Below are 14337 nucleotides of genomic sequence, written 5' to 3'. Positions count from 1 at the left end.
GAACCCGGCTTGGGAAGTCCCGGCGCCGGGGGGTGGTGCGACGGGACGTGGCTCGGGGGAGTCGTCCAGGAGACCGCGGCCGAGATCTCCGGACTTCGGGATCTTCCGGCCCCGTAACTCCTGGGCTCTGCATTCTTGTTCCCTGGTCCAACGGATTGAAGCAGTGTCAGGGCGTCGTGTTTGCGCCGTATTTCACCACCGGGCGCCCCCAGGTCCCCGCGCCTGCCCTACGCCGCCGCGTCGAACCCGGTGTCGCGGGCCAGCTTCTTCAGTTCCATCAGCGCGTGCTTCTCTATCTGACGGATCCGCTCGCGGGTCAGGCCGTGCTGCTTGCCGACCTCCGTCAGGGTGCGCTCCCTGCCGTCCTCGATGCCGTAGCGCATCTTGATGATCGAGGCCGTGCGCTGGTCGAGGCGGCCGATCAGGTCGTCCAGTTCCTCGCTGCGCAGCAGCGTCAGCACCGACTGCTCCGGCGACACCGCGGAGGTGTCCTCGAGGAGGTCGCCGAACTGGGTCTCGCCCTCGTCGTCCACCGCCATGTTCAGCGAGACCGGGTCGCGGGCCCAGTCGAGCACGTCCGTCACCCGCTCCGGTGTGGAATCGAGCTCGGCGGCGATCTCCCCGGGCTCCGGGTCCCGCCCGTGCTCACGGTTGAACTCGCGCTGCACGCGCCGGATCCGGCCCAGTTCCTCCACGAGGTGGACGGGCAGGCGGATGGTGCGGGACTGGTCGGCTATCGACCGTGTGATGGCCTGACGGATCCACCAGGTGGCGTAGGTCGAGAACTTGAAGCCCTTGCGGTAGTCGAACTTCTCGACCGCGCGCACCAGGCCGGCGTTGCCCTCCTGGATCAGGTCGAGCAGGGGCAGGCCGCTGCGCGGGTAGCGGCGGGCCACCGCGACGACCAGGCGGAGGTTGGAGCGGATGAAGACGTCCTTGGCCCGTTCGCTCGCGTCGTACAGCGCCTCGAGTTCCTCGGTGGTGGCGCCCACCTTGTTCTCCTCGGTGCCGTCGAGGATCTGCCGCGCGAACACACCCGCTTCGATGATCTGGGACAGCTCGACCTCCTTGGCGGCGTCGAGCAGCGGCGTGCGCGCGATCTCGTCGAGGTACATGCCGACCAGGTCGCGATCGGCGATCTCGCCACGATGGGCGCGAACACTGCTTGCCGAGTCGGCCGTCTCGCCGGAGGCGGACTTACGACGGGCGACGGCACGGGTTGCCATGCTTGCTCCCTTACGATGATGAGGTCAGCGGGCGGTTCTGCGAATGCCTGGCACGCGCGTCAGGGTCTCGGTCTCTCACTTCGGACTCTGCTCGGGTGCCCGGCATCTGTTGGAAACAACGACTGGAATCCGGACAGAATTCCCACCCGATCCCCGAATTTTCTGATCATGCAGTACCCTGTCGGGCCACGGGGGGGTCCGGATGTCGTCGGACTACGCGAAGGCCCAGGTCAGGCCAGGGGCCGAGGGCGATCTGACAGCGCTCACCGATCTGTACAGCCAGTACGTGCGCGAGACGCCCATCACCTTCGACACCGCGGTCCTCACCCCTGACGAGCGCCGTCCGTGGCTGCTCTCCCACCCTGTAGACGGCACGTACCGCCTGATGGTTGCCACGACCACGCCCACCCCCACGCCTACCCCCACCCCCACGCCTGCAGCCGCCGCGGCAACGACCACTGCCGCGGACGCCGAGCGGATCCTCGGCCACGCCACCTCCAGCCCCTTCCGGGCGAAGCCCGCCTACGCGACGTCGGTGGAGACGACGGTCCACGTCGCCCCGGACGCCGGGGGCCGCGGAATCGGCAGCCTGCTCCACACGGCTCTGTTCGAGGCCCTGGCGGGCGAGGACCTGCACCGCGCCTACGCGGGCATCGCCCGGCCGAACGAGGCCTCCACGCGGCTGCACCAGCGCTTCGGTTTCCGGCACACGGGCACGTTCCGCGAGGTGGGCCGCAAGTTCGGCCGCTACTGGGACGTGGCCTGGTACGAGAAGGAGTTGTAGCTGCCGGCGGTCGCCGGAAGCCGGGTACCGGAAGCCGGGTACCGGGAGCCGGCGCCCCCGGAAAGCTCAGCCGAACTGCACCGACCGCTTGGCCAGCCCCAGCCAGAACCCGTCGATCACCGACTGCTGCGTGTCCAGGTCGCCGGCGGCGTCGGCCGCGCCCATGGTGACGAAGAGCGGTGCGAAGTGTTCGGTGCGCGGGTGGGCGAGCATGCCCGCCGGGGACTTGTGGGCGAAGTCGAGCAGGCCGTCCACGTCGCCGGCGTTCAGCGCGCGGTGCCCCCAGTCGTCGAACTCGGTGGACCACCTGGGGATGCCGCCCTGCCGCAGCGCGGCCAGGTTGTGGGTGAAGAACCCGGAGCCGATGATCAGCACGCCCTCGTCGCGCAGCGGGGCGAGCCTGCGCCCGATGTCCATGAGCTTCACCGGGTCCAGGGTCGGCATGGAGACCTGGAGCACCGGGATGTCGGCCCCGGGGAACATCTCGACCAGCGGGACGTAGGCGCCGTGGTCCAGTCCCCGGTCGGGGACGTCCTGCACGGGGACGCCGGGGGCGCGCAGCAGTTTGCGTACGGAGTCGGCGAGCGCGGGGGCGCCGGGAGCGCCGTACTTCACCTGGTAGTAGTGCTCGGGGAAGCCCCAGAAGTCGTAGACGAGCGGAACCGTCTCGGTGGCGCCGAGGGCGAGCGGGGCCTCCTCCCAGTGGGCGGAGACGACGAGGATCGCCTTCGGGCGGGGCAGGCCGGCGGACCAGGCGGCCAGCTCACCGGGCCAGACGGGATCGTCGGCCAGGGGCGGGGCGCCATGACTGAGGTACAGCGCGGGCATGCGTTCCTGAGTGGCGGCGGTCATGGCTGCGACCCCTTTCGGCGATCGGTGCGGATCCGGCCGGCGAGGCGGATGAAGCTTTTATTTGAATCCTCAACCTTCAACTCGGACCCTACCGCAACTTTGTTTAACATTCAAGAAGAAGGGTCGTAGAGTGGACTGCATGACGACGGCACCCACTTCCACAGCGGCACCGGGTCCGGCACCCGGCCCGGCAGACACCGACGAACCCCGTTGGCTCAGCACCGAGGAACAGCACGTCTGGCGCTCGTACATCGAGGCCAGCACCCTCCTGGAGGACCACCTCGACCGCCAGCTCCAGCGGGACGCGGGCATGCCGCACCTCTACTACGGCCTGCTGGTCAAGCTCGCCGAGGCACCGGAGCGGCGGTTGCGGATGACCGAGCTCGCGATGCTGGCGAAGATCACCCGCTCCCGGCTCTCGCACGCCGTGGCCCGCCTGGAGAAGAACGGCTGGGTGCGCCGCGAGGAGTGTCCGTCCGACAAGCGGGGCCAGTTCGCCGTCCTGACGGACGACGGTTTCGAGGTGCTGCGCCGTAACGCGCCGGGTCACGTGGAGGCCGTACGGCAGGCGCTCCTCGACCGGCTCACCCCCGAACAGCAGAAGTCCCTCGGCGAGATCATGCAGATCGTCGCCGAGGGACTCCAGCCGAGTGAAGCGGGTGCGGACCTGCCCTGGCTCCGCTGAGCGCGAAGCCGGGGCAGGTCCTGGAAGCCGTACGGACGAGGCGTCCCCTCCTCCTCCGTACGGGTGGCCCGAAGGGGTGACGGTCAGTGGGCGATGACCGGCACCGCCATGTCCTCCTCGGCGACCCCGGCGCCCTCGCCGGAGGACCCGGTGACCGTGGTCCCCGGACGGCCGGCGTTGATGAAGGTCAGGGCGATGGCCGCGGCCACGACGAGGATCCCGACGGCGAACCAGATCGCGCTGGTGTAGCCCTGCACCATGCCCTCGAGCTGCACCAGCTGCTGCTGGGGCCGGCTCGTGGCTCCGCCGATGTGGTCGGCGATGTAGGACGTGGTGGCCGAGGCCGCGATCGTGTTCAGCAGGGCCGTACCGATCGCGCCGCCCACCTGCTGCGAGGTGTTGACCATCGCGGAGGCGACACCGGAGTCCCGGGGCTCGATGCCCAGGGTGGCCAGCGACATGGCCGGCATGAACGCCGTACCCATGCCGAGGCCGAGCAGCAGCATGCCGGGCAGCAGCACGGAGGTGTAGGAGGTGCCGACCTCCAGCCGGGTCAGCACCAGCATGCCGAGAGCGGCGACCAGGAAGCCGGGGCCCATCAGCAGCCGGGGGGCGACCCGGGTCATCAGCCGGGCACCGATCTGGGTGGAACCCGTGATCATGCCCACGATCATCGGCAGGAACGCGAACCCGGTCTTCACCGGCGAGTAGTTCTGCACGATCTGCAGGTAGTACGTGAGGAAGAGGAACAGGCCGAACATCGCGATGATCGCCAGGCCCAGCGAGAGGTAGACCCCGCCGCGGTTGCGTTCGGTGACCACGCGCAGCGGCAGCAGCGGCGCCTCGACCCTGGACTCGACCACGACGAACGCCAGGAGCAGGACGGCGGACGCGACGAACATGCCGATCGTCAGCGAGTCGCTCCAGCCCTCGGACTCGGCGCGGGTGAAGCCGTAGACGAGCGCGACCAGACCGAGGGTGGACAGCACCACGCCGGGGATGTCCAGCGGCGAACGGTTGCGGCCGCCCTGCGGCTCACGGATGACGAAGTACGCGCCGATCGCCGCGACGACGGCGAACGGGATGTTCACGAAGAACGTCCAGCGCCAGTTCAGGTACTCGGTGAGGAAGCCGCCGAGGATCAGGCCGACGGCACCACCGCCACCGGCGATCGCACCGTAGATGCCGAACGCCTTGGCGCGCTCCTTGCCGTCGGTGAACATCACCGCGAGCAGGGACAGCGCGGCCGGCGCGAGCAGTGCGCCGAACACACCCTGCAGGGCACGGGCGCCGAACATCATGGCCTCGTTGGTGGCGGCGCCGCCCAGCGCGGAGGCCGCCGCGAAGCCGCCCAGACCGAGCACGAAGGCACGCTTGCGGCCCCACAGGTCGGCTATCCGCCCGCCGAAGAGCAGCAGTCCGCCGAAGGCGAGGGCGTAGGCGGTGACGACCCACTGCCGGTTGCCGTCGGAGATGCCCAGGTCCTGCTGGGCGGAGGGCAGGGCGATGTTCACGATGGTGGCGTCCAGGACGACCATCAGCTGGGCGAGCGCGATGAAGACGAGCGCCTTCCAGCGGTTGGCGTCCGGTACGCCGGGAGCCTTTGAGGCTGTTTCAGACATGGGGGTACCCACTTCGGGACTTCGGGACTTCATGACGGAAGAGTTCGGGGTTTGTGACGAAAAAACGGTGTCGTCAGCGAACGACTCGTCCACGGGACGGCCGCCGAGATGTCTACGGAGATGGTTGGATCTTGGTCAGGGATCGTCCGGATCGTTCGGACCGCTCACGTCGTTCAGCGGATCGTTCAGTTCGCGCGCAGGTCCTCCACGGTGACGGCCGCGCCCGGCAGGAAACCGCGGGCCGGGGCCCGCATTCCGTCCAGGAACAGCTGAAGATGGCGGTGGACGAACCGGTCGGCGTTCATGCATCCCGTGCCGGCCGGAGGCCGGCTGAGCTGGGTGATGCCGACCAGCAGATCACCGAAGTCCACGTCGTCGCGGAGCTGACCGGCCGCCTTGGCGCGGCCCATCATCCGTACGACGAGCGCCTCGAGGCGTACGCGCGCGGCCTCCAGATCGGGGTGGTGCTGGTCGAAGGCGGTGGAGAGCATCGGACACAGCGCGCCGATCCGCTCCTCGGCGGCGGTGTGCGCGAACCGCTCCAGCGCCTCGAAGGCATCCCCGGCCCCGCCGAGCAGCTGCTCGGCCGCCTCCGACGTACGGTCCATCACGGAGCACACGACCTCACGCACCAGCGCCTCGCGGTCGGGGAAGTTGCGGTACACCGTGGCATTGCCCACGCCGGCCCGGCGGGCGATCTCGTCGAAGGGCACGTCGGCGCCGCACTCGACGAACATCTCCCGGGCGGCGGTGACGATCCGTTCCCGGTTGCGCAAGGCATCGGCGCGGGGCCGGGACACCTTGTGCGGTGCGGAAGCGGCGGTCTGCACGATGTACTCCCAGGTCGCTGTTACTGCCGTTGGTCCTGCTGCTGGTGCTGCCGTCGCGATCCGGGGAGGAAGTCCCCGTTTCGCGCGAACACAGGGTCTAAACGGGGAAGCAGTCCCCGGTTATTTCCCTCCCATGGCGGCTTCTTCTGTGACCTGAGCCACATTTCCCGCGGGTCCGTCGGAGCCCTCGCACGATCGGCCCCTCCAGCGCGCGCCCGCGCACCCCTCGGCAGAGGGTGATCAAGAGGGTGCAGCCGGAGACCGGGGGCTGCCGTGTGGAGCGGAGGTTCCCCGCATGCAGCCGCAGTCGACCGGCAGCCGGATATCCCCGCGCCGACTGGCCGCCCTGGCATCCGTGACCGCCCTGACCCTCGCCCTCGCTCCCTCGGCCGGCAACGGCCGCCTCTCCCCGTACCTCTCGGCCCCCGGTGCCGGACCGAGCGCCCTGTCCCGCTCCTCCGCGCACGGCCCCTGCATGATCGGCAGCGCCCGCGAGGTCCAGATGTCGGAGGGCATCCCCACGATCGCCGGGTACGCCCGCTCCACCGGCACCGTCCGCGCCCTCACCCTCATGGTCGACTTCTCGGACGCCCCCGGCGAGGGCAGGGCCCTCGACCGTTACCGGGAGTTCTTCCCGCAGACCCAGCAGTGGTTCCGCACCAGCTCGTACGGCCGCCTCGACTACCGCCCCGAGATCCCGGTCCCGGACTGGCTGCGGATGCCCAGGTCGTTCCGGGAGTACGGCATAGAGCGCGGCGCCCCCTTCGACCCCGGCTACCGCGAGCTGGTCGACGACATCGTGGCCGCGGCGGACCCGAGGGTGGACTTCCGCGCGTACGACCTGGTGAACATACTGGTGACCCCGAACGCGGGCCCCTCCGCCCTGGACACGGTCCTGTCCGTCACCTTCGCCGGCAACGCGGAGGCCCCGACCGCGGACGGCGTCCCCGTCGCCAACGCGTCGTTCGTCTACTCCCGCCAGGACGACGGCTCCGGCGCCCTGGACCGCACCGGCTACCGCGTCCTCCCGCACGAGAACGGCCACGTCTTCGGCCTGCCCGACCTCTACACCGCCGAGGGCGGCGGGGCCGTGGGCCACTGGGACATCATGAGCGAGGACTGGGGCGCCAACAACGACCTGCTCGGCTGGCACAAGTGGAAACTGGGCTGGCTGGACACGCCCCAGGTGCACTGCGCGGCGGGCACGGGCACCCAGGAGTACGCCCTGACGCCGCTGGCCGAGCGGGGCGGCCCCAAGCTCGTCTTCCTCCCGCTGGACGCACGGTCCGGATACGCCGTCGAGTTCCGCACCCGCGCCGGAAACGACGAGGCGGTGTGCCGCCCCGGCATCCTCGTCTACAAGGTCGACGCGGACGTCGACACCGGCATGGGACCGATCACGGTCTTCGACTCCCGCCAGGAGAGCGGCGGTTGCACCCGCAGCCCCAACGTCCACGCCGAACTCTCCGACGCCCCCCTCACTCCCGGCGAGACCTTCGTCGACCGCAGGGCGGGAATCCGGGTGACGGTGCTGAAGACGAAGGGCTCGGGTCCGGGGCCGGACCCCGATGCGGACACGGACCTGGCCGCAAGGCCGGCTCCGGCCTCGAAGCCGGCCATACCGGTGTACCGGGTGCGGATCACCCGGACCTGAGCCGGAACCCGCCGGCCGGCAGAGTCCGGTCGGCAGAGTCCGGTCGGCAGAGTCGGCGGCCGGTGCCGGTCAGGCGGCTGCCGCGGTGCGCGTCGGCTCGGGCACGATGACGACCGGGCAGAAGACTCGCCGTGAGCGGCATCGCGGCTCCCTTCGCTGAGAAGGGTGTCGGCAGCGGACAAGCGGGAAACGCGCAAAGGAGCGCTGCGGCGGATCACCCGGGAACAGGGCGGTCGCCCGGCTTCGGATCGGCGAAGGTCGGTGATCGCGAAAGAGCGGCGCGGTCGGTCTGCGCGCCGCTCTGGGCTCGATCGTGGTGGCCACCATCCTGCCGGCCGCGCCGGCCGGACGGGTCCGGTACGCCGACCGGTCCGCGGGGCGGCCTCCCGGTGAAGTCGTCGGGTCACCGCGGTAACGGACGGTGCGGGTCCGCCGCCCCGCCGATCACGGGTGAGGATTTCACCGGTCCGGCGGATCGGCTGATGGTACGCGGGGGTGGGCCGGGGCCGAGGTCGGCGGTCGTCGCGGCTGTTCCCGGGGGCCGGGGTGTCCTGGCGGGTACGTACGGGATGTCACCTGGCGGGTCCCGCTCACGTGGCCTTCTCCGTGAACGCCTTGACCGGGGCCAGACAGTCGGCCAGGAAGGTGTCCGCCCAGCGCGGCCCGAACCGGGAGTCGTCCGTGCGCAGTTCCACCAGGAGGCGGTCCCCCTCGTCCCGCACGAGCAACCGCACCCCTCCTCGGGGCACCTCGTTGCGTGGGATCCGGATCATCGTCACCCGCAGGGTCTCGTCGGCGAACGACCAGCCGGACCCGGCCTCCGACACGTCGAAGTTGACGTACTCCGGCACCGCGCCGGGGTCGCCCCGGTGGCGCACGCCGTAGCGCTCCGGGTCGAGTTCCCGCGTCATCAGGGCGTGCGGCAGCTCCTGGTGCCGCAGCGTGCCGAGAAGCGTTCCGGTCTCGCGCCGTACGAGCTCGGTGAAGGGCGGCGCGTCCCCCAGGTCGGTGCGCAGAACGCACGGCGTGGCGAAGTAGCCGACCGAGTGCCGCAGGCCGTCGCGGTGGCGGTTGCCGATCGAGCCCATGACGGCCACGTCGCCGGCCTGGCCCGGGTTCATGCCGAGGGCCAGCCGGCGCCGGCGCACGCCGTCCTTCAGAGCCGCGGCGAACACCGCCGTCAGGGTCACGTGATGTCCCCGCGCGGCCTGGCGCAGCCGGCCGCACGACGCCGGTCCGATCGTGGCCCGGCGCACCAGGAGCCGACGGCCCGATGCCGGCCGGGCCGCGTCGCCCGCGTCGGGATCACGCAGATGGGAGGGCGGAATCGCCCCGACTCCGTCGAGTTTGCGGCGCCAGTACGACAAAAGCCTGTCGAGGGTCGGCCCCCGCAGGTGGAGGCGCTCGGAATGGGCGAAGTCGAGGAACTGTGTGCCGACGGCGGGCAGAACGGCGGTGTCCGCCGTATCCGCCGTATCCGCCGCATAGAGTTTGAACAGGTCCTCGGCCATGATCCGGCAGGACTCACCGTCGACGACGATGTGGTCGACCACGCATCCCACGACGTGCAGAGCCGGAGAGATCCGCACACAGAGCAACCGGACGAGCGGGCCGTTCGCCAGGTCGAACGGCACCTCGGCGGCCTCGGCGACCAGGGCCCGGGCCCTCCGGAGGCCGGCGGAGGGGTCGTCGGAGCCGGCGTCGACGACGTGGAAGCCCGCGTCCCCGGGTGCGCGCAGCTCCGCGGCATCCGCCGCTCCCCCGGGGCGCCGGGGGAAGACGAGGCGCAAGCTCTCGTGACGTTGCCGGAGCGCCAGATACGCCTGCCGGAGCCGTCCCGTGTCCAGCGTGCCTTCGACGAGACAGCCGAACGTCAGGACGTTGTTCTGGAGGTGCACGTCCCGCCCGGCGGACAGCCGTTCCTCCTGGGTGAAGGACGCCCGCAGCGCCGTCCCGCGATCGGCTTCGACCAGTTTCATCGCGTACATGAGGATCCTTTCCGGGCGCAGAGCGCCTCCACCACGTCGCGCGGGCGCGCCGGTCCCGCGACGGCCGCGAGCAGAGCCTCGTGCCGTGGCCGCAGGTACTCGGGATCGAAACCGGCCTCCCGCCACTGCTCGTAGCGGACGCCGAAGCCCAGGTCGCACCAGAGGCGGGCGTTGTGCTCCTCGTGCTGCCCCGAGGGTTCGAGCAGGACGAGGGGCGTGGCGGACCACAGGGAATCCAGGAGGGTACCGCCGCCGGGCTTGCTGACCATGGCTGTCGCCTCGCGGGCCAGGTCGAAGGAGGAGTGGTGAGCGGTGCCGCGCCGGAATTCCACCGTGCCGGGGTCCTGCCCCGGTGCGAGGAGGCCCAGCGGCGGGTAGCCGTCGTCGTGCCACGGGTGCCAGGACGGGTCCATCAGGTACGCGCGCGTTCCCGCGGGCGCGGACGCGGCCTCCTGCGGCTCGTGGACGACGAGGTCGAGAACGTGCCCTTCGGCGGAGAGGTCCGCCGCGCGCTGCCGGTAGGTGCCCATGCCCCAGCCGCCGCCGTGGGCGAGGAGCCGCCCGTCGCGTTCGTCCCACAGCACAGGTGACCGGTGCGTGACCGGGATCGTGCAGGGCAGATCGCCACCGGCCGCCGATGCGAGCCGGACCACCTGCGTGCCGGCCGCCACGGGGCCGGCACGGCGGAACGAAGGGGACTCCACGGAGTCGACGTGGCAGATGGTCACCTCCGGCAGCCGCAGCCCCAGCACGGACAGTCGTTCCAGCACCCCCAGCCAGAAACCCGAGAACACCACCACGCGCCGCACGCCGAGTCCCGTCCAGCGCCGGTGCAGCGCCACGAGCGCCGCGTCGTCGACGGCCCGGGCCGGGTCGGCGGCGAGGCGCTGTCCCGCCCTGGCTGCGCGGAAGTCCCGGTGGAACAGGCTGCGGGAAGCCTCGATCATGCGGAGCCGGTCGTCGGGAAGCAGCCGCTCGATCACCTCCACGACGGCCTCCGCTCCGCGTTCCCCGAGGCGGGAGGCGAGCAGCAGACCCGGTACGTGGACGCCGAGGGCGACACCCGAGGTCAGTATCGCGATCACGGCCGGCCGGCCAGGGCGGACGCCACCGCGTCGAGGCCCGCCACCAGGTGACCTCCGACGTGCTGCCGGGTCCAGGCCCGCTGTTCGGGGGAGGAGCGCCGGGGCACCACCTCCACCAGCATGATCAGGTACAGGTAGCAGCGGTACAGGTGCAGACGCAGGCGTACGGAGTCGGTGAACGTCGCATTCCCCCCGGCTGCCGCGTACCCGGTCAGGAAGGCGTCGTCCTGTTCGATGTCGCCGAACAGCGCGAGGGAGACGAACTCGGCGACCGGATCGCCCCAGAACATCCGCTCCGCGTCGATCACTCCGCTGAGGGTCCTGGCCCCCGGGGCGCCGTCGATCAGCAGGTTCCCCTGCCACAGGTCGAAGTGGACCAGGACGGGACGGGTCACGTCGGCCAGCACGTCTGCGGCTGCGGCGAGCACCTCACGCACCCGTGCCACGGGCCGGGGCAGGTGTGCGCCGTAGTGCACCGCGTCGTCCAGGACGGCGGTGGTCATGGCGGTGAAGGTGCGCCCCCAGTCGGCGGCCGGCGGGCCGAAGGGCCGGGCGGGGTAACCGAACTCCGGCCCCGTCACGGTGTGCAGCCGGGCGACGATCCCGCCCAGCTCCTCACGCAGCCTCGCCCGTTCACCGGGCGTCAGGGACGCGTCGGCCTCGTGCCACGGGACGCCGGGGCATTCGGTCATGACGAGACCCGACACGACGGGCGGCTCGCCGTCGGACTCCGCGTGGATCAGTCGGGGCACCGGTACGCCCGGAACGTCCCGCACCGCTCCGTAGTACTCGGTCTCACCGTGCAGCAGATTGTGCTCGTACCGCAGCGTCGACCCGCTGCCCGTCGGCCCGCTGCCCGCGGACGGCGGACGCTTCACGACCCACCGGCGGCCGTCCCGGAGCACCACGCGCAGCAGGGAGTTGTACGTGCCCCCGGTCAGCGGCGCGCACTCCGCCACGTCCGCCGGTGTGATCGAGACCGACGCGAGCAGGGCGGCGGCCTCCGGGGCGAGGTCCTCAGGACTCATGTGCGCTCCCTGTCGAAGATACCGGCGCGACCTCACGTCGTGCCGTCCGGTGAAGGTGCTCCATCGTGACGATTCTGGGCCGGGCCACCGCGGACTGGGCGCCCCAGTGCCCGGCCCGGCCGCTCACCAGGTCGGCGACGCGGCCGAGTTGCTGTTCGTAGTACGACACCGGCTCCGTGCGCGTGACCTCCGTGCGGCCCGTCGTGGTGCGCACGGCGACGTTCAGCGGCACCGCGCCCGCGGCGGGCAGCAGGACACCGCGGACGCGGACGCGCGCCTCGGCGAACTCGAAGACGTGCTCAGCGGTGTGACGTGCGGCGAAGGAGCACGACAGGGTGGCCGTCGCCGCACCCGGCAGGGGCAGCTCCGCCTCGAAGGCGTGGTCGACGCCGTGGGGTTCCGCGCACCACGCCGTGCCGGTGCCGCCGGACGAAGGCAGTCCGACGGTGTCCTGGAGCGCCTGGAGCCAGTAGCTCGCCGAGTCGAGGAAGATGCCGCCGCCCAGCTCGGGCCGCAGGCGGTAGCCGCCGAAGGCGGGTGGCCTGAAGTCGAAACGGCTGTGCACGCCGTGGAGCAGGCCGAACCGGCCCGCGTCCAGCATGTGCCGTACGACGTCGTGCCAGGGGTGGCGGAGGGTGGGAAGCGCCTCCAGAGCCTGCCCGCCGCCGAGACGTTCGGCGTCCCGCAACGCGTCGCACTCCGCGAGGTCCAGGCACAGGGGCTTCTCGACGAGCACTGTCTTCCCCTCGGCGACGGCCCGCCGGGCCCAGCGGGCATGCGCGGAATTGTGCAGCGAGACGTAGACGATGTCGACGTCCGGTGCCGTCACCACGTCCTCGTAGCTCGGCAGCACCCTGACCCCGTGTTGTTGTCCGAACGCCGAAGCACGGTCCCCGTCGGACGCCGCCACGGCCCGCACGGTGATGTCGCCTCGTTCCCGGCTCGGGGCGATCACCGCGCGCACGGCGATGCCGGTGGCTCCGATCAGGCCGATGCCCCAGGTCATGCCGCCCCCGCGAGAACGACACCGGCCGACTCGGCGGCGGACCGGGTGCGCGTCCGCAGGCGGGCGAACGCCTCCGGCGGGCAGAAGGCCGCGCAGATCAGACGCCCTCGGGGGGCCACGAGCGAACCGCCCACCAGGGGCAGGACACCGGGTGCGCCCCCACCCCCGTAGAGCAGTCCCTCCGCGCGCAGCGCCTCCAGGAAGTGGTCCACGGTGAAGCCGGCCACAACGGCCACGTCCTCCTGCCACAGATGGCTGCGCAGCCCGTGCTCCCGCACGCGCTCGTCGAGTCGAAGGTTCAGACCGCCCATGGACATACGGGCGTTCACCTCCAGAACGGGGACCCAGGTCCCGTCCCGGAGCACCATGGAGTCCAGGCACACGGGGCCGAAGTAGCCCTCCCCCGCCAGTTCGCGGGCCACGGTCTCCAGCACGTCCGGGTGGGCGGGGTGCCGCAGCGCACTCGTGAGAGTGCGGGGCGCCGGCCCGGACATCTCGTGGCGGTAGCCGGCGTTGACCAGGCCCTGCACACCGAGCAGCCGCCAGGAGCCGTCACGGTCGAGGTGCAGGTGGCTGGAGAAGTCCGCGACGCGGTCGTAGCGCGGCTGCACCACGAGCTCGACGCGCAGCCCCCGTTCCTCCTGACCGCGCAGGTACTTGGTCAGCCTGGCCAGTCGCCTGTCCGAGGTCACCTCGAGGGTGCCCCGGCCGGCCACCCCGTAGGTGTCCTTGACGAGGACGGCCGGATGGCCCCGGTCGGCGGCGGTCCGCACCGCGGCGTCCAGCTCCGCCGCCGAGCGGACGACGTGACCGGCGCCCGCCAGCCCGTGGCGGGCGGACAGGCGGCTGGACCACGCCTTGCCGTTGACCCGGACCACGGTCTCCTCGCGCGCTGCGGCGTCCGCGTGCCCGGTGAGTACGGCGAGTTCGGCGGTCGCGGGAAGGACCGCGTAGGGGCGCAGGTGTCGGTACTCGCTCATCGTGCGCAGGAGTTCGGGGCTGGTGAGGAGCCGGTTCTCCACGTCGGCGGCACCGTCCGGGTCACCCGCGTGGCGATACGCGCATCCGAACCCCGCGGCCTCCAGGGCCCGGCGGTGAGCCTCGCCGACCGCCCCCCGGGTGATCAGCAGATCGCCCGGGGCGGCAGCGGCGAACAGTGCCTCGTCCATGCAGGCCACGAGACGGTCGGCCGCCGGATCGGCGAGCACCGGCAGGGACGCGAGGCCGTCCGGGCGCCAGCGACGTTCGGCGTCGAAGGACCCGAAGTACACGGCCCCGCCACTGGGCGGGCACGCGCGGCTCACTGCTCGCGCACCAGCCGCGTGAGGACCTCGGTGGTGAAGAACCGCACCGACCTCAGGTGGTCGAGGCGCAGGTTCTCGTAGTCCAGCTCGACGTCGAACTCGTCCTCGACCCGCAGCAGGAACTGGATGGCCTGCAGGGAGTCCAGACCGAGGTCCCGGACCATGTCCGCGTCCGTCGTGATCTGCTCCGGCAGGGCCTTGCCCTCCAGTACCTCCACGAGCACGTTCCGCACGCGGGATTCCAGCTCGGTGACCTGGGCAGCGCTGCTCATG

At 71.4% G+C, this 14337-nt stretch carries 13 protein-coding genes; 3 read left to right on the top strand and 10 right to left on the bottom strand.

Features of this window, described 5'->3' with window-relative positions:
- Window positions 1–227 precede the first annotated feature (227 nt).
- Window positions 228–1226: an RNA polymerase sigma factor RpoD/SigA gene (locus ACFWVE_RS12845; protein WP_384012017.1), complete on the bottom strand. Its 999-nt coding sequence runs from the start codon at window positions 1224–1226 to the stop codon at window positions 228–230.
- A gap of 202 nt (window positions 1227–1428) precedes the next feature.
- Here ACFWVE_RS12845 and ACFWVE_RS12840 point away from each other — a divergent pair, with 202 nt between their 5' ends.
- On the top strand, window positions 1429–2010 hold the full coding sequence (locus ACFWVE_RS12840; RefSeq protein ID WP_384012015.1) for a GNAT family N-acetyltransferase: 582 nt from the start codon (window positions 1429–1431) through the stop codon (window positions 2008–2010).
- A gap of 66 nt (window positions 2011–2076) precedes the next feature.
- On the opposite strand, the gene ACFWVE_RS12835 is transcribed toward ACFWVE_RS12840, so the two are convergent.
- Window positions 2077–2862, bottom strand: a complete 786-nt coding sequence (locus ACFWVE_RS12835) for a dioxygenase (RefSeq protein WP_384012012.1) — start codon at window positions 2860–2862, stop codon at window positions 2077–2079.
- A gap of 139 nt (window positions 2863–3001) precedes the next feature.
- On the opposite strand from ACFWVE_RS12835, the gene ACFWVE_RS12830 reads away from it, so the two are divergent.
- Window positions 3002–3547 carry a MarR family winged helix-turn-helix transcriptional regulator gene (locus tag ACFWVE_RS12830; protein WP_384012009.1) on the top strand — a complete coding sequence of 182 codons (546 nt, stop codon included), beginning with the start codon at window positions 3002–3004 and terminating at the stop codon, window positions 3545–3547.
- Window positions 3548–3630: 83 nt separating this feature from the next.
- Here ACFWVE_RS12830 and ACFWVE_RS12825 read toward each other — a convergent pair whose 3' ends face one another.
- Window positions 3631–5169 carry an MFS transporter gene (locus ACFWVE_RS12825; protein ID WP_384012006.1) on the bottom strand — a complete coding sequence of 513 codons (1539 nt, stop codon included), beginning with the start codon at window positions 5167–5169 and terminating at the stop codon, window positions 3631–3633.
- Window positions 5170–5354: 185 nt separating this feature from the next.
- The gene (locus tag ACFWVE_RS12820; RefSeq protein ID WP_384012004.1) at window positions 5355–5999 is read right to left on the bottom strand and encodes a TetR/AcrR family transcriptional regulator; all 645 of its coding nucleotides are present in this window, start codon (window positions 5997–5999) and stop codon (window positions 5355–5357) included.
- Window positions 6000–6294: 295 nt separating this feature from the next.
- On the opposite strand from ACFWVE_RS12820, the gene ACFWVE_RS12815 reads away from it, so the two are divergent.
- A complete protein-coding gene (locus tag ACFWVE_RS12815; protein WP_384012001.1) occupies window positions 6295–7653 on the top strand; it encodes a M6 family metalloprotease domain-containing protein in 1359 nt (452 codons plus the stop codon).
- A 590-nt stretch (window positions 7654–8243) separates the two neighbouring features.
- On the opposite strand, the gene ACFWVE_RS12810 is transcribed toward ACFWVE_RS12815, so the two are convergent.
- The 6 genes from ACFWVE_RS12810 to ACFWVE_RS12785 are packed head-to-tail and all read right to left on the bottom strand — an operon-like array spanning window position 8244 to window position 14336.
- Window positions 8244–9641 carry a condensation domain-containing protein gene (locus tag ACFWVE_RS12810; RefSeq protein ID WP_384011998.1) on the bottom strand — a complete coding sequence of 466 codons (1398 nt, stop codon included), beginning with the start codon at window positions 9639–9641 and terminating at the stop codon, window positions 8244–8246.
- On the bottom strand, window positions 9629–10726 hold the full coding sequence (locus tag ACFWVE_RS12805; RefSeq protein WP_384011995.1) for a hypothetical protein: 1098 nt from the start codon (window positions 10724–10726) through the stop codon (window positions 9629–9631). Before ACFWVE_RS12805 ends, ACFWVE_RS12810 begins: the two co-directional genes overlap by 13 nt.
- The gene (locus ACFWVE_RS12800) at window positions 10723–11754 is read right to left on the bottom strand and encodes a phosphotransferase family protein (protein ID WP_384011992.1); all 1032 of its coding nucleotides are present in this window, start codon (window positions 11752–11754) and stop codon (window positions 10723–10725) included. The genes ACFWVE_RS12805 and ACFWVE_RS12800 overlap by 4 nt, the downstream gene beginning before the upstream one ends.
- A complete protein-coding gene (locus ACFWVE_RS12795) occupies window positions 11744–12760 on the bottom strand; it encodes a Gfo/Idh/MocA family protein (protein WP_384011989.1) in 1017 nt (338 codons plus the stop codon). The genes ACFWVE_RS12800 and ACFWVE_RS12795 overlap by 11 nt, the downstream gene beginning before the upstream one ends.
- The gene (locus ACFWVE_RS12790; protein ID WP_384011986.1) at window positions 12757–14031 is read right to left on the bottom strand and encodes a hypothetical protein; all 1275 of its coding nucleotides are present in this window, start codon (window positions 14029–14031) and stop codon (window positions 12757–12759) included. The genes ACFWVE_RS12795 and ACFWVE_RS12790 overlap by 4 nt, the downstream gene beginning before the upstream one ends.
- Window positions 14032–14060: 29 nt before the next feature.
- On the bottom strand, window positions 14061–14336 hold the full coding sequence (locus ACFWVE_RS12785) for an acyl carrier protein (RefSeq protein ID WP_384011984.1): 276 nt from the start codon (window positions 14334–14336) through the stop codon (window positions 14061–14063).
- Window position 14337: the final 1 nt, after the last annotated feature.

Source organism: Streptomyces sp. NPDC058632, assembly GCF_042717095.1.
Lineage (GTDB): Bacteria > Actinomycetota > Actinomycetes > Streptomycetales > Streptomycetaceae > Streptomyces.
Note: the sequence above shows the minus strand (reverse complement) of the source record. Positions and strands in the feature narration are given on the sequence as shown.